A 20,476-nucleotide genomic window follows, 5' to 3' on the forward strand; every position below is an offset into this window, starting at 1 on the left:
TTTATTCAAAATTTGACTAGGACAACAACCATGACCATGGATGTATCAACTCACGCCAGCTTTTAAGCACGGATAAAATGCCCTTCTCGAATGCAATAGAAAGGATTAACCAGTTTCGAAGAAGATTTCATGGCATGCTGCAATTCATGTTCAGGAGAATCACGGTCTTCATCTGTCAACTGAAAGGTACGGTAATGAATCGCCAATGAACGGTGCGCATGCAAGTCTAAATGCGCATGAAATGCATCTTGTGGATTCATATGCACATAACGCATCAACATTCGCGGTTCATAGGCCCCTATCGGCAATAATGCGATTCGGGCATCGCCATAGCGCTCATGGATTTGTTTAAAATGCCCTGAATAACCGGTGTCCCCCGCAAAAAAACAATGCCCTGTCTTGGCAAGCAAAGAAAAACCGCCCCATAAGGCACGGTTCTGATCACGCACGCCACGTCCAGATGCGTGTTGTGCAGGTGTATAGGCAATCTTTAACTCATCATGAAACGGGATTTCCTGCCACCAATCCATTTCAATCACATGCAAATGCTTCGGCAGATAATAGGCATTGCCTAAACCGGTATAAATCGGCATTTCAAATTTCTGATGTAACCATTCCAGCGTCGCCAGATCCATGTGGTCATAATGATTATGACTCAATAACACCCCATGAATAGTCGGGAGATGTTCTAGTGCTATTCCTGCGGGACATACACGACGTGGGCCATTGCCCTGTTTCGGGCTAGCATATTCACACCAGACAGGATCAGTCAGAAAGTTATAAGGGCCGATTTGAATTAAAATCGTAGCGTGTCCTACAAACCAGATTTGCCAGTCATTTAAGTCCGCATGCGGACGGTTTTGAGGCAGTTCCAGCATTTGATTGCGTAAATTGGACTCATGAACACGATCAACATTCCATGTATAGGACTGACGAGTCGCCAACCACTTTAACAGCCCTTTTCGATCAAACGGCGTTAACGGTTTCTGCAAATTATAGAAACGGTCTATCCCGCAATGATCAGAAGCCTCATGTGGAAACGGAGGTTTCACCCAAGTATGACTCAAGCAAGATTGTGTCGGCAATTGATAGGTTAATGTCGGCTTATCTTTCATGTACTTCTTCTTTGGTGGAATCTAATCGCATGAGGTCCATTATGTTATATCCCTATGATTACGGCGTGTTTTCAATGTTATCGCGTTTTAAATCATCATGATTTTTTGACTACAAAGATGACATTTCATCACAACACAATCGGTCTTTGATCCTAACATAAGGTTTTTAGTTATGCTGATTTTCTAGAGCTGAGTCAACACAATTTTACTGAACTAATAACGCTCAGTGACATTTCCATCTAAACGTTAAACAAAGAGTTTTTCATTTATATTTTTTATTTTGATTTGATCGTTTATAGGCACTGTAAAAATTAAAAAAGCCGAACAAGTCGGCTTTTCAGGATGATAAGAATCTAAGCATTGCTAAAAAAGGCAGCAAATTTTTGATAGCTTGGACGCTGCTTAATATTGTCCAGATAGCGTTCAATTGCAGGATGAGATTCAACCTCGCCCATCTTAAGCTGCCAGAACAACATCGCGGCAACAGTTACATCCGCAGCGGTGAACTGCTTACCACATAAATACGGATCAACTTCACTCAAGCCTTGTACAAAGGCATTATAGGCATCGTGGTAGTCTCCATATCCCACAGAACCTTTCTGATCGGGTTTCACCTCAACACCTAGCATTTTATTGGTTGAAGCTGCTTCCCAAGGCCCTGAAATAAAGAACAACCAGCGATAATAAAGACCGCGTTTTGGATCATTGAGTGCAGGTGCCAAGCCTTTGTCAGCAAACTTATCAGCTAAATACGCACAAATCGCATCAAGCTCATACACCACAATATCATCGTCCACCAATACCGGGACTTTGCCAAATGGATTGATTTTTAAGTACTCAGGCGCTTTCATTTCTGTTTCAAAGGCCACTTCGATGCGCTCACACTGCACACCCAATTCAATCAGTAACCAGTCTACAACGACGCCACGTGAGAAGTTATTGGTATAAAGTTTAAGAGCCATGTTGATATTTCCTTAGTGAGTTATTCTTATTTCAATGTAATTGTTTAGATTGTCAGTTTTTGTCAGTAGTAGCACACACCTCTTGAATCCACCATTGTTGAAAGAGCTGTTGTTTAAATTGCGGATAAAGCTCCTGACTCAGGCTTAACTGTCGAATACGGTCAATCCGAAAGTGCCGAAAACTCTGTCGCAACTCACACCATGCTGCCAGCACAATCCGATCATTAAAATAACCTAAAGCAAAAGGCCACACGGTACGAGAACTGATACGTTGTTGTTCATCCGCATAATCCACGACTATTTTGACTTGCTGACGGATGGCCAAACGCACCTGTTCTACCAGATTTTCATCGACCGGTAACCAGGCATTGATTGAGCGTAAGGTGGTTTGTTCAAGTAAATGTCGACAATGTTCAGGCAATACCGCATTGAGTTTCGCCAATACCGACGTTGAAGCCGATTTTAAAGCCAGATCTGGAATTTCACTCAACCAGTTTAAGGCCAAGAAGATGGCCTCAATTTCGGTTTCATTCAAGGTCATCGGTGGTAACAGGAAATCTTCTTTGAGTTGAAAACCCAAGCCTGCCGCAGCATCAATATTCACACCTTGGGCGCGTAATGTTTCAATATCACGATAGACACTACGCTGACTAATCTGCAAGCGCTCCGCCAATACCTGTGCAGTGACTGGATAGCGATATTCTCTGAGTAGTTGTAATAAATTGAGCAAACGGATCGATCGGCTCATATAGTCCCTATTGTTATTATGGATGATGGGAAAGCGAACTCTCCCCTCATGATCATTTTATCTTACGCGGCTTAACTTTCAGTTAAATCAGCAACCTTGAGGAGGCTTTGTAAATAACCATGCAAGTCCTGCACATTATGCGCGATGGTTAATGGCTGGTATTGCTGCAAAGTTTCAATACTGTGCACACCATAACTGACCCCTATACGCGGCATACTCAGGTTTTGCGCCATTTCCAGATCGTAACTGGTATCCCCCACCATAATAGCGCGTTCAACCGCTACATCCATCTCGGCAAGAATCTCCTGCAACATCAATGGGTCTGGCTTGGACTTGGTTTCACTCGCGGCACGTGTAATATCGAACAGTGCATGGCTATTGGTTTGCGCCAATACACGGTCCAGACCTTTACGGCTTTTGCCTGTTGCTACGGCAAGCTTGAGACCTTGCTGCTTTAAATCCATCAATAGCTCAGCGACACCATTGAACCAGACATCACCTTTCGAGTTTGCCACATAATGATCGGCATAGCATTGCAAAAGCTCCTGATGCAAATGCGGGACTTGCGGAAACAGGATCTGCATCACTTCGGGTAAACCTAAACCAATAATGCTTTTCGCGGCTTCATCAGTCAGTGGCTGCTCAAATTGTTGTGCTGCATATTGCAAACTCGCCACAATCTGGCCTACCGAGTCGAATAAGGTGCCATCCCAATCAAAAATGATGAGTTCGATATTCTGCTTCATTTCTGCTTTCTCAACTCGTCAATCACCTGCTGCATATCTTCGGGCATCGGTGCTTCAATTACTGGATAATTCGGAATTTCCAAACGCATGGCATGCAGGCATAAACGGCGTGCTGCTGGGCCGTTATACACCGTATTGTGTCCATATTTATCATCCCCCACCAAAGGATGACCAATACTTAAACCATGTACACGAATTTGATGGGTACGACCTGATAATGGTGATGCATGAACCAGAGTTGCTGTTTTAAAGCGCTCAACCACTTTCCAGTCTGTCTTACTTGGCTTACCTTCAGAAGTAACACGGACACGACGCTCGCCATTGGCCAGTTCATAACGCAATAAAGGCGCATCAATCATTTGGCGATCTAGACTGACTTGCCCTTTGACAATAGCCGCATACGTTTTCTGGATCTTATGTTCACGCAGGAGATCCTGTAGTAATTTTAAGGTACTGCGCTTTTTACTGACCATCACCAGACCTGAGGTATCACGGTCAATACGATGAATCAGTTCTAAATATTTTTTACCTGTGGCAGCCCGTAGCGCTTCGATCAGGCCATAAGCCACACCACTACCGCCATGCACGGCGATACCCGAAGGCTTATTAATGACCAACAGACCTTCATCTTCATAAACCACACGGCTCAATAAGCTTTGCGCAACACTATCGCTTACAGGTGCAGCCGTTTCATCCTTTTGTTCATAACGAATGGGTGCGACACGAATCTGGTCGCCAATGCTCAAACGTGTTTCTGCTTTTATTCTTTTTTTGTTTACGCGTACTTGCCCTTCACGAATCAAACGGTAGATTCGACTTTTTGGAACACCTTTTAATCGGGTAAATAAAAAATTATCTATTCGCTGCCCGTCTTGATGCTCATCCACGTCAAACCAAGTGACACTTTGCCATTGTTGTGTAGAATTCATACGCTCGATTAATCCAAGATTTGCTAAATATGATTAAAAAATGATCATTTAGCTAAGTTATTTCACAAGAAACCTAAACTTAGCCCATAGGCAGATGCTGCAAGGTTTGGTATATTCAGCGCACGGATACCACCGTAAGTGAGCATCAAATCAGAAATTTTATTTAGATAAAATTTTAAATCGATGAGATATTCACCAATAACTCGGATAGGTCCTAAAGAATTATGCCGACGCCGAAGGCTTATTATATCGGCAAAATGGCAAACTGTTGCGTTTAATTGTGCATCAGCACATACAGTTTGTTCAGAAAAAATATGTCGCCAGCAATTTGCTGGTTATTAAACGTAAACTGATCCACATCAGACAATTTGCTCCCTGATGTCGCATTCAGGCTAAAGCGTTGATGCATTGGAACTGCCAAGCAGAGATACGATGATCATTCCGTATCAAGACTTCCAGATGGATCGACTTCAATGCTTAATGACAGTGAAAGTCACCATCCAATGCACCGCTCACCCGCCAGTGAAGCGTACAGGAAACTTTGATTATGTTGGATCTAGTGATATTTCACAGATGTAAGACATGCCATGAAATATCAACGGATTCAAGATTGAAGCAGTATTGCTAACATCGGAATAACCGAATCAAAGCCCCCAGCTGGATACTTACAGCCAGTGGTTTCAGAGCTTCCTACACAAAGTTGCTTCTGAGTCTTGATCGCGCCAATTTGATGTTTGCTCAAAAATATTGGGCTTATTGTTTGTGTGTATCACTATTAGGTGTCACACCCATGAAACGTATGTTGATTAATGCAACCCACGCCGAAGAAGTTCGCGTTGCACTTATCACTGGTAATCGCCTTTACGATTTCGATTTAGAAAATCGTACTCGCGAACAAAAAAAATCAAATATTTATAAAGGTCATGTTACTCGCGTTGAGCCATCTTTAGAGGCGGTTTTCGTTGAGTACGGCGCACAGCGTCAAGGCTTTTTATCAATGCGAGAAATTGCAAACTCGTACTTCAAAGCTGACCCTCGTCAAACTTCAAACATCCGTGAACTCATCACTGAAGGCACTGAATTACTGGTTCAAGTTGAAAAAGAAGAGCGTGGCAACAAAGGCGCTGCCCTATCGACTTTCATTTCGCTTGCAGGCCGTTATTTAGTTTTAATGCCGAACAATCCGAAAGGTGGCGGTATCAGCCGTCAGATTTCAGGTTCGGTACGTGAAGAACTTAAAGAAATCTTAGCGTCTTTAAATGTACCGCGTGGCATGAGCGTGATCGTACGTACCGCAGGTATTGGCCGCACTCAGGAAGAGCTTCAACTCGACCTACAACACTTACTTGACCTTTGGGCACAAATCCAGGGTTCAGCAAGTTCAGGTCCATCACCAATGTTGGTACATCAAGAAGCAGGCGTGGTAACACGTGCCATTCGTGATTATTTACGTGATGATGTGGCTGAAATCCTGATTGATAGTGAGCAAGCCTATAACGAAGCCTATAACTTCGTAAAAGCAGTGATGCCACGTCAGCTTGATAAATTAAAAACCTATACTTTGAATGAACCTTTATTTGCTCACTTTGGTATTGAAAGCCAAATCCAGACGGCCTATGAGCGTGAAGTAAAACTTCCTTCTGGCGGTTCAATCGTGATTGACCAGACCGAAGCTTTGGTATCAATTGATATTAACTCGGCCAAATCAACTCGCGGTCATGATGTTGAAGAAACAGCACTCAATACCAACCTTGAAGCAGCTGAAGAAATTGCACGTCAACTTCGTTTACGTGATATCGGCGGTTTAGTGGTCATCGATTTCATCGACATGACCAAAGACCGTAACCAGCGTATGGTTGAAGCCAAATTACGTGAAGCAACGCAAAGCGACCGCGCACGTATCCAGTTCGGTCAACTCTCACGTTTTGGCCTGATGGAAATGAGCCGTCAACGTTTACGCCCTTCTCTTGAAGAAGCGACAGGTTACGTGTGCCCACGCTGTCATGGTACAGGCATGGTGCGTGACTTACGTTCATTGTCACTTTCGATCATGCGTAAGGTTGAAGAAATTGCATTACGCGAACGTCAAGGTGAAGTTCAAGTTGAAGTACCTGTTGAAATCGCAGCATTCTTATTAAATGAAAAGCGTCACAGCCTTGTTTACTTAGAACAAACGTCAAATGTTCGTGTAACGGTATTACCGCATCCGCACTTGGAAACGCCGCACTACCAGATCCAGTTCAATCCAGATGGTTTTGCGCCGTCGAGTTATGAACGTACTGAAGCAACCCGTTCAAGTGAAAAAGAACTGGGTTATGAGTCTTCTGACTGGCATTTAGAAGATGCAGAGCATCACCATGCACCTGCACAAAATCAAGCAGCTGCACCACAGAAGAAAGCAGCACAAAATGCGGCAGCACCAGCAAAACAAGCTCAACAAGCTGTTGCACAAAAGTCAGCAAGTCCTTGTGCATGGTTAGAAAACCTGTTTGTTCAAAAGCAAGCGCAAACCACAGACCAATCTCGTTCTGCACAAAATGCGGCAGCTGCGATTGAGCAAATGGTAAATAATGGCGCAGTGAGCCGTGGCCAGTTTGGTCAGGTGAATGCACCTGTTGCCACTGAAATTGCTGCACCAGCGGCAAACAATGCCTATATTTCACAAAATCCTGTGAAACAGGAAACGCGTGAGCAGTTTGAGAAAGACGAAAAACCACATCGTCCGAATCAAAACCAGAAGAAACGTAAGCACAAAGAGCAACGTGAACAACACGCACATGCACATGAACAACAAAATCAAGTGCACGAAGAAGTGGTTCAATTGTCACGTCAGGAACAGCGCCAAGAGCAACGCGAACTGAAACGTCAACAAAAACGTCAGCAGTCGCAAGAGCCTCAAAACCAGCAACAGCATCATGATGCTGCTCAAGGCAATGAGAATGCGCCATTACCACGTCGTGACCGCAACCAACAGCGTCCGAACCGTCCAAACCGTCATCGTGACCAAAGCGTGTTGAATGAAGCACCAGCGGCTACAACTGCAGCGCCTGCGAATCCACAACAGGTTAAAGTTGATGTTGTTGATGCACCACGTTCGGAACCAATGAACACGGCATTGATCGTAAACATTGACCAAGGGCAAAGTGAGATTGTTGCACTGAATCCACAACAAGCACCTGCACCTAAAGCAAAAGCTGAGGTTGCTCCTGCTGTTGTTGAAAAAGCTGAAACAAAACCTGCGGCTCAAGCAGAACCAGTCGTTGCGAAAGAAGCACCTGCTGCAACTGCAGAAGAAGCGGTTCAAGCACCTGTAAAACGTGCCAGCAATGATCCACGTTCTCGCCGTCGTCAACGTGGTGCTCAAGCACCTCAGAAAGCCGCTGCACCAAAAGTTGCACCATCGCAAATTCCTGCGTTGGGTCAATACACGCTAGGTAGCTTGATTCGTCATGTGTATGGCGAAGACTGCACCATCTTGATTGAGCAGTTTGGTTTAATCACGACATTTAACCGTGCCCTACAAAAGTTTGCTGAGCAATATGCAAGCACCCTCGTTGTAGAAACAGTGGTTGAAGAAGAAAAGCGTCCTGTAACACGTGATGCTGAACTTCCAAGCAAGCAAGTCGCTGAAGAAGCTGAACCAGCGCCAGTGTTAGCATTAACACCGCCTGAAGCATCAACAGTGCGTGTTGCAAACGATCCTCGTGAACGTCGTCGTTTAGCAAAACTTGCTGCTGAGCAAGCCAAAGAAGCGCATATTGCTTCAAACGCGACTCCAGCTCCTGTCGAAAACACTGAATCGAAAGAAGAAGTGAAAACAGAAGAAGCGGTTACTCCAGCAGAAGAAACTGTGGTTGCAGCGCCAGAGCAACAACCATTAGAGCTTGCGACTGAGACAGTTGCTGCGCCAGCAGAAACAGCACCAGTTGAAGCTGTCGAAGCACCAGTGGCTAAAGCTGAAATGAAGTCTGAAGTAACGACTAAAGTTGCTGAGAAAGCCCAAGCTGCTGAAAAAGCAGAACAGACAGCACCTGCAACTGAAGCAGAGTCTGAAGACGAAGCTGCAAAAGCAGAAAAAGAGAAATCAAGCCGCCCGCGCCGTCCACGTGGACGTCCACCAAAAAAAGCTGCAGCTAGCAATGAGTAATTTGCTAAATTGCACTCAATAAGGCTAAGCCTAGTCATTTCGGTGACTAGGCTTTTTTGTTATTTTGTCAAATTAGGTTGATTGCTCTAGGGACTTACCATTACAAAACAGCATCAACGACAATGGTGTGAATGGTTGTGTTCTTACGGATAGCCATTTTTGGATTGATCGAAAAATAAACAGGATTGATATGAGCCAAACTACGCAGACCGATATTATTACTCTTGGTGATGTCGCTACTCGACTTCCAAACTTCATTACTAAAGTACCTCATATCCTTAATGGTCTTAAACAGGCATATTTACGTACGCCATCTTCTCCCGCTGGTTTAGGTATTGCCTTTGAAAAAGCAGTCAAGCGTAACCCTCAAGGCATCGCACTGTTATTTGAAGATCAAAGCTATAGTTATCAGGCCTTAAATGAATGGGCAAACCAGATTGCACATTACTATTTATCTCTGGGTGCAAAAAAAGGTGATGTGATTGCTGTGATGGTTGAGAACCGTCCTGAATTGATTGCCAGCATTGTTGCTTTAGCAAAAATCGGGGTCACCATTGCGCTTGTAAATACCTCTCAAGTCGGTAAAGTGCTCGCGCATAGTATTAATCTGGTCAATCCAATTGCAGTGATTGCTGGTGAAGAAGTCCGTGCTGCAATCGATGAAGCACGTCAGGATTTAAAAGTTGCTCAAGACCGTTTCCACTGGTTTGCTGATCAGGAAACCCGTAAAAATGCAGGTGTAGCACCAGAAGGCTACGTCAATCTAGCGCTACAAATTGACCAGTTCCCGAAATTTAACCCATCCACCACACGCACTGTGACTGGTAAAGATGGCTTGTTCTATATCTACACCTCAGGCACCACTGGTTTGCCAAAAGCCGTGATTTTTACGCATAGCCGCTGGACACTTGCTTACGGTACCTATGGTCATATTCTCAATCTTGGCAAAGATGATGTGATGTATGTCACCCTACCGCTTTACCATGCAACAGGTGTGGTGGTGTGCTGGTGTGGCGTGATTGCAGGCAGTGCAACGCTTGCAGTACGTCGTAAATATTCAACCAGTGCCTTCTGGAAAGATGTACAGAAATTCAATGCTTCTGCGATTGGTTACGTCGGTGAACTTTGCCGCTACCTGATTGATGCACCTGCAACAGAACTAGATCGTGCCCATCGTGTCACCAAAATGATTGGTAATGGCATGCGTCCAAATATCTGGGGTAAATTTAAAGAGCGTTTTGGTGTTGAAGAAGTCCTTGAACTCTATGCTTCAAGCGAAGGAAATGTCGGTTTCAGCAATATCTTTAACTTTGACAATACCGTCGGCTTCTCTCCTACCCCTTATGCCATCGTTGAGTTTGATAAAGAAAAGAACGAACTAGTACGCGACAAAAAAGGCTATTGCAAGAAAGTCAAAACCGGTGAAGTTGGCTTACTGATTGGTAAGATCACCAGTCGCTCGCCTTTCGATGGTTATACCGACCCTGAAAAGAACAAGTCTGTGATTATGAAAGATGTATTCACTCAAGGTGATTCATACTTCAATACAGGTGACTTGGTCCGTGATATCGGCTTCCGTCATGCACAGTTTGTGGATCGTCTAGGCGACACATTCCGCTGGAAAGGTGAAAATGTTTCGACCACTGAAGTTGAAAACATGGTGTGCGAGTATGAAAAAATCGCTGAAGCAGTGGTATATGGCGTAGAAATACCAAATACCAACGGTCGTGCTGGCATGGCAGCCATTACCTTGGTCGATGGTGTCGAGCTAAATGATGCAGATTTAAGCGAAATGGTGAACGTATTTAAAAAATGTTTACCTTCATATGCCATTCCTGTGTTTTTACGCGTACAGGAAAAGGTCGAAACCACAGGTACATTTAAATACCAGAAGAATAAATTGAAAGAAGACTCGTTCAATCCGAGCAAAACTTCTGAACGTTTACTGGTTTTATTACCTGGTGAAAGCAGCTATTGTGATGTAAATACTGAGATCTTTGACAATATTCAAAGCTATCAATACCGTTTCTAGTTTATTTTTTAGCTAAATAAGAGGAAATCGTGCTTTTTATAAACAATCATGCACATGTTTTTAAATTTCCTCTTGTGTTAGCTGAATAACTTGCTAGAATACGCAACATCAAAACGAAGACGCATTTAGAACAAATTAGTTTTTCTTGCGAAGCTTGTTGAAATACTTGCTTAGGGTCGTTAGCTCAGTTGGTAGAGCAGCGGACTTTTAATCCGTTGGTCCCGCGTTCGAGTCGCGGACGACCCACCATCTAATGTTTTGAGAGTTTGTAAAATGTATTTTACAAACGCCTGTAAGAGGTTAAGCTACAGAAAATCATAGATTTTCTCTTGCGCTCAGGTAAAACGTTGTTTTACTTATCCTCGCTCAGGGTCGTTAGCTCAGTTGGTAGAGCAGCGGACTTTTAATCCGTTGGTCCCGCGTTCGAGTCGCGGACGACCCACCAGATTCTAAAAAGCCTCATCATTTGATGAGGCTTTTTTATTTTGTCTTCGATATCTTTCCAAACGATGACAAAACCAAAATCTCTGCTTTAAGCTTCCCTGCTCAAAGCACACATACTTTTTAAATTATAAAAATTTTTCTAGAACCGAATTTAAAAAGATATGCCCCTGCTCTGTACAGGCAATTCGCTCTTCATCAGCAACGAGGAGTTTTTTCTCACGCAACTGATGCAATGTCTCATTCAAATCTTCCAACGCAAGCCCTGTACGCTGAGTATAAGACTCGGTCGCCACACCTTCATTTAAACGCAATGCGTTCATCATAAATTCGAAAGGCAGTTCCTCTGCTTCAATACGTTTCATTTGCACATGTTCAGCAGGGACTTTAGCTAAATAATCTTTAGGTAAGCGGGTTTTCTGGAAACGATAGATTCCATCAGGACGCGTGACCTTGCCATGCGCACCAGCTCCAATCGCCAGATAATCACCAAATTGCCAATAATTCAGATTATGTGCCGATGGCTTTTCCTTTCGCCAGGCCGAAACTTCATAATTCACATAACCATTAGCCTTCAAATATGCCTCACCTTGCTCCTGAATATGCTCTAGAACCTCGTCTTGGGGCAATACAGGCTGGGTTCGGAAGAAAACCGTGTTTGGCTCAATGGTCAGCTGATACCAGCTAATATGCGTCGCTCCGTGCTCTACAGCCAATCTAAGATCCGTTAAGGCCTGTTGTTCTGTTTGCTGAGGTAAACCGTGCATCAAGTCTACATTTACGCGCTCAAAGCCTGCTTGTCGTGCCTGCTGAATCGCATCTAGTGCATTATTGGCCGTATGAATCCGTCCTAAACGCTGTAAATGTTCAGGATCAAAACTTTGTACACCCAAGGATAAACGGTTAATCCCCGTAGCAAGATAATCCGCAAACGGGTCATGCTCAACGGTTCCCGGATTGGCTTCCAGCGTAATTTCACAATCTTCCTCAAACGCTAAACGCGTTTTCAACTGCTCAAATAACCATTGATAACCTTGTGCAGAAATCAGTGAAGGTGTTCCGCCACCAATAAAAACACTGTGAATCGATCGGCCTTGCGCCATTTCAACCTGAGTTTCAAAATCTGCCACCAGTGCAGCCAGATATTGCTGTTCCAGTGCTAACGACAATTGTCCATCAGGTACAGCATGCGAGTTAAAGTCACAATAAGGACATTTACGTACACACCACGGCATATGGATATACAAGGAAAGCGGAATATTTGCGGGGTTTAAATGGCTCAAGATAGCAGCTCAATGACAGAACCCCACTATTTTAACATGACTCGCGCATTCGGCTTATCATCATCTACGTATTCAGTTAGACTGAGGATAACCAAGAACAATTAGACCGATAATATGATGAAAATTTCTAGCCAATTACTTTTTATTCTTCCCCTGACTTTAGGGATTGGCATTGCCATGGCCTTTCAAACCGCAATCAATACACAACTTCGAGAGTATCTCAACTCTCCCCTGCAAGCGGCTCTACTTTCTTTTTTTATTGGCACGATTGTGCTGGCACTACTGGTCTGTTTTCAGAGTGCCAGCAAGCCGAGTTTAAGTGAAATTTCACAAATTCCTTGGTTTCTATGGCTAGGTGGCTTTCTTGGGGTTTATGCGATTAGTTTGAGCATTTATACTGCACCCAAGCTCGGATTGTTAACGTTTTCAGGTTTGGTCATTTTCGGGCAACTGGTGATTTCGATGTTTATTGATCACTTTGGCTGGTTAGGTACAGAAAAAACACCGATTAACTGGCAACGCCTGCTCGGTAGTATTGTGATTTTTATTGGGGTGCTCCTCACCCTGCAACGCTGATTCCTCCTCATTTTAATAAGAGTATTTTTTGTGTCCCATGTCACAACCAAGCGGTTTGAACTCAAGCAGCTATTCCATTTGATGTTTCCCATCCTGATCACCCAGTTTGCTCAAGCGGGTTTGGGTTTGATTGATACCATTATGGCAGGTCATCTTTCTGCGACAGATCTGGCAGCCATCGCAGTCGGTGTCGGGCTATGGATTCCGATTATGCTGTTATTTGCAGGCATCATGCTGGCAACGACTCCATTGGTCGCTGAAGCACGAGGCGCAAAAACACCAGAGAAAATACCGACTATTGCCCGTCAGTCTTTATGGGTCGCCGTGATTCTAGGTACTGTGGCAATGTTGATCCTGCAATGCATGCCTAGATTTTTGCCGTTATTTGGCGTACCTGAAAGCTTATTACCCAAAGCAAGCCTGTTCCTGCACGCAATTGGCTTCGGTATGCCTGCGGTGATGATGTATGCTGCGTTACGGAGCTACTCCGAAGCCTTGGGACATCCACGTCCGGTCACCGCAATCAGCTTAATCGCCTTGCTGGTATTAATTCCGCTAAACTTTATGTTTATGTATGGCTTCGGGCCGATTCCAGCACTTGGTAGCGCAGGCTGTGGTTTTGCAACAGCCATCTTGCAATGGTTAATGTTCATTACACTGGCTGTGTATGTGTCAAAAGCCAAAGCCTATAAGCAGGCGCCTATTTTTACCAAATGGGAAAAACTTGATCCAGTCTGGATTAAACGAATTTTAAAACTCGGCTTACCGATTGGTCTGGCTGTTTTCTTTGAAGTCAGCATTTTTAGCACGGGCGCGATTGTGCTTAGCCCACTCGGTGAAAATGCGATTGCAGCGCATCAAATTGCAATTTCAGTCACCTCTCAACTGTTTATGATTCCGCTTTCATTGGCGATTGCCTTAACGATTCGTGTTGGCATGTATTACGGCGAACAGAACTGGCACGCGATGCGTCAGGTACAAACTGTGGGATTGATCAGCGCTACGATTTTTGCGGCTTTCACGATGACGCTGATTGTTCTGGCACGTCCTTATATCGTGGCAATCTACACCACAGATGTAGATGTGATTCCTGTGGCAATGTATCTGCTCTGGTTTGCAATGGCTTATCAATTGATGGATGCATGGCAAGTGAGTGCGGCAGGTTGTTTACGAGGGATGCAGGACACACAGGCACCGATGTGGATTACCTTAATGGCGTATTGGGTGATTGCCTTCCCGATTGGTTTATATCTCGCCCGTTATACCTCTTGGGGCGTGGCAGGTGTCTGGTTGGGTCTGATTATTGGCTTAAGCATTGCCTGTGTATTGCTGATCAGCCGTTTATATTTAAACAATAAACGTTTGGCAAAAATGACGCTCACGACCTAATGACAATCCATTTTTAACAAGAAAAGACATCAAGGGCGGTATGGACGCTGCCTGCGATTGATCCTCCCGTCATTACTTTCAAAAACATGATTTTTAGATCATGCACCATATAGCCAGTACAGTTTGCATGCATACAGTTGCTGATCGCAGCCCTCTTATACCTGCTTACATCACTTAACATTTTGTTATAGGCAATTTAAGTTTTGTCACCTATGATCAAGGTATCACTTTGAAACTGGATCGTATGAGGTCAAGTCCTTATGGCAAAACATGCAAGCTCTCCCAGTAAGCGTTTTCTAAAACTGGCTGGTATGACCGCAAGTATTGCCAGCAAAAGCGTGGCGAACTCTATCCGCAATCTCACCGCAGATGAAGAACAGAAAAATGCAGCGCGTAGCCAGCTGTTTCAGGACATCGGTCTACAGATTGCCGATACCCTCGGAGAAATGAAAGGCGCCGTGATGAAAGTCGGGCAAATCGCCTCACAATATAAGGATATTTTCCCGCCAGAAGTCGCCAAAGCCATTGCCAAGCTGCAACGTCAGGCTCCTGCAATGCCCTTTTCCGCGATTCAACAACAAGTGGAAAAAGAACTCGGCAAACCGTTAAACCAGATTTTTAGCTCTTTTGAAACAGAACCTTTTGCTGCCGCATCAATCGGACAAGTCCATCGTGCAGTGCTGCCAAATGGGCAAGCCGTTGTGGTAAAAGTGCAGTATCCGGGTGTGGATCAGGCTTGTGAAAGTGACTTAAAACAAGTACGTTTGGCTTTGCGATTGATGGGCGTATTAAAAATTGACAAGAAGCTGCAAGATCAACTATTTCAGGAAATTCAGGACAGCCTCTCAGCCGAATTAAACTATGAAATCGAGGCCCAAAATCTGGAAGTATTTAAAACCTTTCATGAAAAGCTGGATCCTCATGTGATCATCCCAACCGTTTATAAAGACTATTCATCTCGTCGCGTACTGACCCTAAGTCTGGAACAAGGTGAATCTATCGAAACGGCAAGTACATGGTCAGTTGATACACGTAATCAGATTGGACGTCGCCTGATTCGTGCCTTGGGACAGGAAATGTTTTTCTTAAAACGCTTTCACTGCGACCCGCACCCAGGCAATTTTGCTTTCCGTGAAGATGGCAGTGTGATTATTTACGATTACGGTAGCGTCAAAACCTTATCGCCTGAAATCGTTCAGCACTTTAAGGCGCTGGTCAATGCCGCTCGTCAGGAAAATATTACCCAAGTTGAAGACTTACTGGCGGAACTGCATTCGATTGCCGAAAAACAGAAATTTCCAAGTGAGTTATATACGCAATGGATTGAAATTCTATTGCGCCCATTAACGACCAATTATGATTTTGCAGAAAACTCGTCACATCATGATGGCATGTTGCTGGTGAAAAAATCGCTTAAATACTGGGATGTATTTAAACCGTCACCAGATACGCTCATGGTTAACCGAACTATTTCTGGACATTACTGGAACCTGATTCATCTCAAAGTGCATGATAATCTCAATGATTTATTTGAAGAATTAGTTCCAAATTAATCTATCTAATGCCCTCTTGTCTTGTTGCAACAAGTCAGAGGGCTCTATCTACTTTGATCAATTTCTATATATAACTGACTTGAAAAGACATGAATTGACTTCATATATTGTTATGTTATAACATTTCTATTAACAATAGGAGTCATTCAAAATGCGTAAAGATATCCATCCTGCTTATCAACAAGTCTTGTTCCACGATACCAATGCCGATGCTTACTTCTTAATTGGTAGCACCCTGCAAACCAAACAGACCAAGGAATATCAAGGCAAAGTTTATCCCTACGTGACGCTTGATATTTCAAGTGCATCGCATCCGTTTTATACCGGTGAGCAACGTCAGGCCAGCAATGAAGGTCGTGTTGCAAGCTTTAACAAACGCTTTGCACGTTTTAACCGCAAAGGTTAATTTTAATTTAAGTTTCACCCATTAAGCTGAAAGCATTAGAAGTCTAAGGTTAACTCTCCTCCACTTAGACTTCTTTTTTTATGTCTTGATTCCAGCCTCAGGAATCTGTCTTTTGCTGTCCCACCACACCAAACTCAATCGGTGTTTTCACATAGAATAGTGAAATCTCTTTAGCATTGAGATAGCTCAATAATTCAGTCGCCTGTTGCTCTGTTACCGCAAATTGAATCTGCACAGGTCGATCCGCCAATTCAAAGAAACTGGCAGAATGAAATAGGCCTTGATGGTCAAAACCTTCCAGTCCAGCCAATACCGTCGCCCCACGTAAATTCATCTGTTTGGCAACAGCCAATAGCCATTCACTGATCGGCTGTCCCTGATAGGAACGATTTTGTGCGGTATAAAAGGTAATTAAAAATCCATTCATTACGATGACTCCCAATTATGCAGCACTGAGCCATTGATGCAGGCTCATTCCCAGAATAGTAAACAATAGCGATCCAACCACATGAATCACGATTGCTGCACAGGCATAGCCCAATTTACCACTTTGTAATAAGGCAATAATCTCGGCAGAAAAAGTCGAAAATGTTGTGAGCGCGCCACAAAAGCCTGTAATCACAAACAGTTTATAATTGGGACTGAGTGAACTTTGAGAAAAATATGAAATGGCAAAACCAATAATAAAGCCACCGACAAAGTTGACCGTGACTGTACCCAAAGGAATATTCGGGAAAATAGGATTGAGTTTTAAACCCAGAAACCAGCGCAACCATGCACCTAATACCGAGCCTAAAGCAATTGAAAGTAATGGATAGTACATGATTTACTCCAAGAACAGAGTTGGAGCGAAAGAATAATGAGACATGGATGTATAGCAATTATTCTGAAAATTTTTCATGGGCGAACTCCAAAAATGGGAACAGAGCACGCACGAACCTACGTCCCCTGTTCAGGGTAACGTAGGCATCATTAGCCATTCTGGCGGTTTGTAATAGGAGGAATGCCATCTCCTTTGCTCTAAAATAACATATTTTTTAGGCAACTCAATCGCTCTTTTTTAAGCAGAATTGCACTGTGTATAAACATGAAGTTATCCACAATTCAGCCAGATGTTGCTAAAACTTTTCCCCAGCCCCATCAAATTCTAAGGCGAGTACGACAAAAACAAAGGCTTGTGCCTATACATTATTCATCAATACATAAATGACGAATTTGCACATAAACGGCGAATACACCAACGACTTCTCTTCTGCATTTTCAATGTTATGATGCTGCTATTGATTCAATCAACATGGAATTTTAGACATGACTCAAAGCTTATTGGCACAACTCAAAGATGGCTCGGCAAAGTTTGCAGATGTATTGGCATTTATCGAAGCGCGTTATCAACATACCCCAACTGCATTCCAGAACGGCACGCAATCTAATGCTGCGACTGAAAACCAAGGCAGTGCCAAAGTACTCAGCTTTGCTAAAATTGAAGGCTTAAATCAAGCGGACACACTCAGTTTATTTGCAGAACATTATGCTTCTGTGTTGGCAACGCCTGAAGCAACAGACCATCAAAATATCCGTCAGTTTATGCAAAATGGCTGGGATGGCGTTAAGTTCGAAGGTGAAGCTTTAACTGCCAAATAATAGAAAAAGGAGGTATTTAACCTCCTTTTTTATGCTCACCAGTGGATGACACGACCGGTCGGGCAAGTTTTCGTAGATCGGTGGTTAAACTATAAAAATCACCACCCATTTTGCCAACACTATCCAGTTGTTGCTGGTCAATCATCTGTCCATCCCAAAGTCGATCATCAACATAGATTGATTTCACATCCAGCAAAGCCACCGTACCACCCGATGGAAGCGTACTCAGTTGCAGAACCTCTCTTAACTGACATTCATAACGAATCGGCGCATGTTTGACAGATAAAGCGACCACCGAATGGCTTGGCTCAGACTCAATCTCGGCAAACTCAAATTCGCTTTGCGCTGGAGGCAATAAAGTACAGGATAAATTCATCTTTTCCAGCAATTGTGAATTCACGATATGCACCACGCACTCTCGTGTATCCATCAGATTGCGAATGGTATCTTTATCTTGCCCATTTCTGGGGTTGACCTGTGAATACCATAAAATAGGTGGATTACAGCTGGCAACGTTAAAAAATGAATAAGGTGCAATATTGGCGACACCCTCTTTGGAGAGTGTACTAATCCAGGCAATCGGTCGAGGCGAAATTCCACCGACCAATAAGCGATAGATATCATTTGCTTCTAACGCTGAGGTTTCAAAAATCATCGTAAAAATACATCCAATTTAAGGACGTTCAGCATATTGAGGTAAATCATCCGCAATACAATCCCACTCTGCTTTGGAAGCAGCGAAAATATGCATGCTTGGCTTTTGCTTTAATGGTGTATCCAGAGTTCCGATTCTTAAACGATAAAGCTCAGGCTGCGCATCCCGTGAACTGACCAATGGAGAACCACATTCACCACAGAACCAACGATACACCCCAGATGCCGCAAACTTTTTAACTAGCGCTTCACCTTGTACAATTTTAAATGCTGTACTGCTTACGGGTGCATTGGTGGCATAGGCCGTACCATTGGCTTTACGGCAACGCTGGCAATGACATTGTACGATCTCGCCGATTTCACCATGAATCTCATAATGAATTCCATTACATAAACAACTGCCACGATACACGGGTGAAGCTTGAGACATTGGTCATTCCTTGGATGATTTTTCCACTAAAAATATAGGCTAGATCTTGTCACCATGCAAATTACAAATCCTATTTATTCAGACTTTTTGGTCTAATACTTTTTGAGCACGGGCATGATCAATATCCTTTTCCCAATGCGCAATTGCAACCGTCGCCACACAATTGCCGATCAAGTTTGTGCAAGCACGTACAATTCCAATGAACCAATCTACCGACAACAATAAAACCAAACCAATGGTTGGAAGACTTGGAATGACGGATAAGGTCGCCGCCAAAATAACTAAAGCTGAACCAGGAATACCGTGTGCACCTTTTGAAGTCACTAAAGAAACCAATAGAATTGCGAGTAGATCATGCATGGATAAATCGATATTGCAGGCTTGTGCAATAAAGATGACCCCGAGGGTTAAATAAATAGAGAATCCATCCAGATTAAAAGAATAACCCGTAGGAATCACCAAGCCTACCGTCGAATCCTGAATGCCTAAATTTTTCAACTTTTTCATGATCTGTGGCAATACAGAATCAGAAGATGCTGTTCCCAATACGATGGAAAGCTCAGCTTTAAAATAATTGAGAAATTTGAATATATTTAAACCTGCAACCTTCAGAATTCCACCCAAAACAATCAGTACGAATAGAGTACACGTCACATAAAATAACAAGACTAAATAACCAAGCTGGATCAGCGAATCCACTCCAAATTTTGCAGTGGTGTACGCAACCGAACCGAACACTCCGATTGGAGCCAGACGGATAATCAAAGCCATCATTTTAAAAAACACTTCAGAAAATGCTTCAATTGCCTTGCAAACCAGTTCTGCTAAATGTTTTGGGATCAGTAATAAGGCGACACCAAATAAAATCGCAATCAACAGAACCTGTAAAATATCACCACGGGCAAACGCATCTACAAATGTTTTAGGAATAATATGGAGTAAAAAATCTGATCCAGAACTGATGCTATGTGCACGTTCGGTATAAACATTTAAATCTTTGCCATCTAGCTTGGTGACATCAATATTCATCCCGACACCAGGTTTGAATATATAGGCAACCACAATCCCCAAAATCAGTGCAATACTGGTGACCACTTCAAAATATAAAATTGTTTTTGCACCAACTTTTCCCATTTTTTTAATGTCATTTGCGCCATAAATTCCCAGAACGACCACACAGAAAACAATAGGTGCAATCAACATCTTGATCAGCGCAATAAAGCCATCCCCGAATGGTTTTAAAGCTAAAGAAAAATCGTGAAAGCTAATCCCAATAACAATACCGAGAATTAATGCAAAAACAACTTGAGCAAATAGGCTGGACTTGAACTTTTGCAACATTGAACATTCATCAATAAAAAGATAAATATCAACACTGCAAAAAACTCGCCAATAGATAAAAATAAGATGATTTAGAACATGAA

General features: G+C 43.2%; 19 protein-coding genes, 2 tRNA genes and 1 riboswitch. Of the genes, 10 read left to right on the top strand and 11 right to left on the bottom strand.

The window, feature by feature from the left end; translation table 11 throughout:
• Positions 1–62: 62 nt before the first annotated feature.
• The 5 genes from AWW72_RS17025 to AWW72_RS17045 form a co-directional block, all read right to left on the bottom strand.
• Positions 63–1,115 carry an MBL fold metallo-hydrolase gene (locus tag AWW72_RS17025; RefSeq protein ID WP_004774224.1) on the bottom strand — a complete coding sequence of 351 codons (1,053 nt, stop codon included), beginning with the start codon at positions 1,113–1,115 and terminating at the stop codon, positions 63–65.
• Between the two features lie 353 nt (positions 1,116–1,468).
• On the bottom strand, positions 1,469–2,077 hold the full coding sequence (locus AWW72_RS17030; RefSeq protein ID WP_047431290.1) for a glutathione S-transferase family protein: 609 nt from the start codon (positions 2,075–2,077) through the stop codon (positions 1,469–1,471).
• Between the two features lie 52 nt (positions 2,078–2,129).
• Positions 2,130–2,825, bottom strand: coding sequence for a helix-turn-helix transcriptional regulator (locus tag AWW72_RS17035; protein WP_005255351.1), 696 nt, complete (start codon positions 2,823–2,825; stop codon positions 2,130–2,132).
• A gap of 71 nt (positions 2,826–2,896) precedes the next feature.
• Entirely contained in the window at positions 2,897–3,571 is a 675-nt protein-coding gene (locus AWW72_RS17040; protein WP_005255352.1) for an HAD-IA family hydrolase, read from the bottom strand.
• A complete protein-coding gene (locus AWW72_RS17045) occupies positions 3,568–4,500 on the bottom strand; it encodes an RluA family pseudouridine synthase (protein ID WP_004774219.1) in 933 nt (310 codons plus the stop codon). Before AWW72_RS17045 ends, AWW72_RS17040 begins: the two co-directional genes overlap by 4 nt.
• 432 nt (positions 4,501–4,932) lie before the next feature.
• Between AWW72_RS17045 and AWW72_RS19520 the strand changes: the two genes are divergently transcribed.
• The 5 genes from AWW72_RS19520 to AWW72_RS17065 all read left to right on the top strand — a co-directional run bounded on the left by AWW72_RS19520 (position 4,933) and on the right by AWW72_RS17065 (position 11,124).
• Entirely contained in the window at positions 4,933–5,079 is a 147-nt protein-coding gene (locus AWW72_RS19520; RefSeq protein ID WP_004637771.1) for a hypothetical protein, read from the top strand.
• Positions 5,080–5,290: 211 nt separating this feature from the next.
• Positions 5,291–8,647, top strand: coding sequence for an Rne/Rng family ribonuclease (locus AWW72_RS17050; protein WP_062848100.1), 3,357 nt, complete (start codon positions 5,291–5,293; stop codon positions 8,645–8,647).
• A gap of 190 nt (positions 8,648–8,837) precedes the next feature.
• Positions 8,838–10,679, top strand: coding sequence for a long-chain-acyl-CoA synthetase (locus AWW72_RS17055; protein WP_062848101.1), 1,842 nt, complete (start codon positions 8,838–8,840; stop codon positions 10,677–10,679).
• A 173-nt stretch (positions 10,680–10,852) separates the two neighbouring features.
• Positions 10,853–10,928, top strand: a tRNA-Lys gene (locus AWW72_RS17060).
• Between the two features lie 120 nt (positions 10,929–11,048).
• A tRNA-Lys gene (locus AWW72_RS17065) sits at positions 11,049–11,124 on the top strand.
• A 124-nt stretch (positions 11,125–11,248) separates the two neighbouring features.
• Here AWW72_RS17065 and hemW read toward each other — a convergent pair.
• Positions 11,249–12,403 carry a radical SAM family heme chaperone HemW gene (gene hemW, locus AWW72_RS17070; protein WP_062848102.1) on the bottom strand — a complete coding sequence of 385 codons (1,155 nt, stop codon included), beginning with the start codon at positions 12,401–12,403 and terminating at the stop codon, positions 11,249–11,251.
• 114 nt (positions 12,404–12,517) lie between these two features.
• Here hemW and AWW72_RS17075 point away from each other — a divergent pair, with 114 nt between their 5' ends.
• The 4 genes from AWW72_RS17075 (at position 12,518) to AWW72_RS17090 (ending at position 16,327) form a co-directional block, all read left to right on the top strand.
• Positions 12,518–12,979 carry a DMT family transporter gene (locus AWW72_RS17075; RefSeq protein WP_005226577.1) on the top strand — a complete coding sequence of 154 codons (462 nt, stop codon included), beginning with the start codon at positions 12,518–12,520 and terminating at the stop codon, positions 12,977–12,979.
• Between the two features lie 30 nt (positions 12,980–13,009).
• Complete coding sequence (locus AWW72_RS17080; protein WP_004774209.1) at positions 13,010–14,368, top strand: MATE family efflux transporter; 1,359 nt, start codon at positions 13,010–13,012, stop codon at positions 14,366–14,368.
• A gap of 260 nt (positions 14,369–14,628) precedes the next feature.
• Positions 14,629–15,921 carry an ABC1 kinase family protein gene (locus AWW72_RS17085; protein WP_062848103.1) on the top strand — a complete coding sequence of 431 codons (1,293 nt, stop codon included), beginning with the start codon at positions 14,629–14,631 and terminating at the stop codon, positions 15,919–15,921.
• 151 nt (positions 15,922–16,072) lie between these two features.
• Entirely contained in the window at positions 16,073–16,327 is a 255-nt protein-coding gene (locus AWW72_RS17090; RefSeq protein ID WP_004774205.1) for a type B 50S ribosomal protein L31, read from the top strand.
• Between the two features lie 97 nt (positions 16,328–16,424).
• Here AWW72_RS17090 and AWW72_RS17095 read toward each other — a convergent pair whose 3' ends face one another.
• Positions 16,425–16,754: a DUF190 domain-containing protein gene (locus AWW72_RS17095; RefSeq protein WP_062848104.1), complete on the bottom strand. Its 330-nt coding sequence runs from the start codon at positions 16,752–16,754 to the stop codon at positions 16,425–16,427.
• 15 nt (positions 16,755–16,769) lie between these two features.
• Complete coding sequence (gene crcB, locus AWW72_RS17100; protein WP_004774202.1) at positions 16,770–17,150, bottom strand: fluoride efflux transporter CrcB; 381 nt, start codon at positions 17,148–17,150, stop codon at positions 16,770–16,772.
• Positions 17,151–17,283: 133 nt separating this feature from the next.
• Positions 17,284–17,350: riboswitch (Fluoride riboswitch) on the bottom strand.
• Positions 17,351–17,635: 285 nt separating this feature from the next.
• On the opposite strand from crcB, the gene AWW72_RS17105 reads away from it, so the two are divergent.
• Complete coding sequence (locus AWW72_RS17105) at positions 17,636–17,968, top strand: HopJ type III effector protein (RefSeq protein WP_004774201.1); 333 nt, start codon at positions 17,636–17,638, stop codon at positions 17,966–17,968.
• Positions 17,969–17,984: 16 nt separating this feature from the next.
• Here the strand turns inward: AWW72_RS17105 and AWW72_RS17110 are convergent, their stop codons facing one another.
• The 3 genes from AWW72_RS17110 to dctA all read right to left on the bottom strand — a co-directional run bounded on the left by AWW72_RS17110 (position 17,985) and on the right by dctA (position 20,393).
• The gene (locus AWW72_RS17110; protein WP_062848105.1) at positions 17,985–18,623 is read right to left on the bottom strand and encodes a flavin reductase family protein; all 639 of its coding nucleotides are present in this window, start codon (positions 18,621–18,623) and stop codon (positions 17,985–17,987) included.
• A gap of 18 nt (positions 18,624–18,641) precedes the next feature.
• Positions 18,642–19,052, bottom strand: a complete 411-nt coding sequence (locus AWW72_RS17115; RefSeq protein ID WP_062848106.1) for a GFA family protein — start codon at positions 19,050–19,052, stop codon at positions 18,642–18,644.
• A 78-nt stretch (positions 19,053–19,130) separates the two neighbouring features.
• On the bottom strand, positions 19,131–20,393 hold the full coding sequence (gene dctA, locus AWW72_RS17120; RefSeq protein WP_062848107.1) for a C4-dicarboxylate transporter DctA: 1,263 nt from the start codon (positions 20,391–20,393) through the stop codon (positions 19,131–19,133).
• Between the last annotated feature and the right edge of the window lie 83 nt (positions 20,394–20,476).

It is taken from the genome of Acinetobacter sp. NRRL B-65365 (assembly GCF_001605865.1).
GTDB lineage: Bacteria > Pseudomonadota > Gammaproteobacteria > Pseudomonadales > Moraxellaceae > Acinetobacter > Acinetobacter vivianii.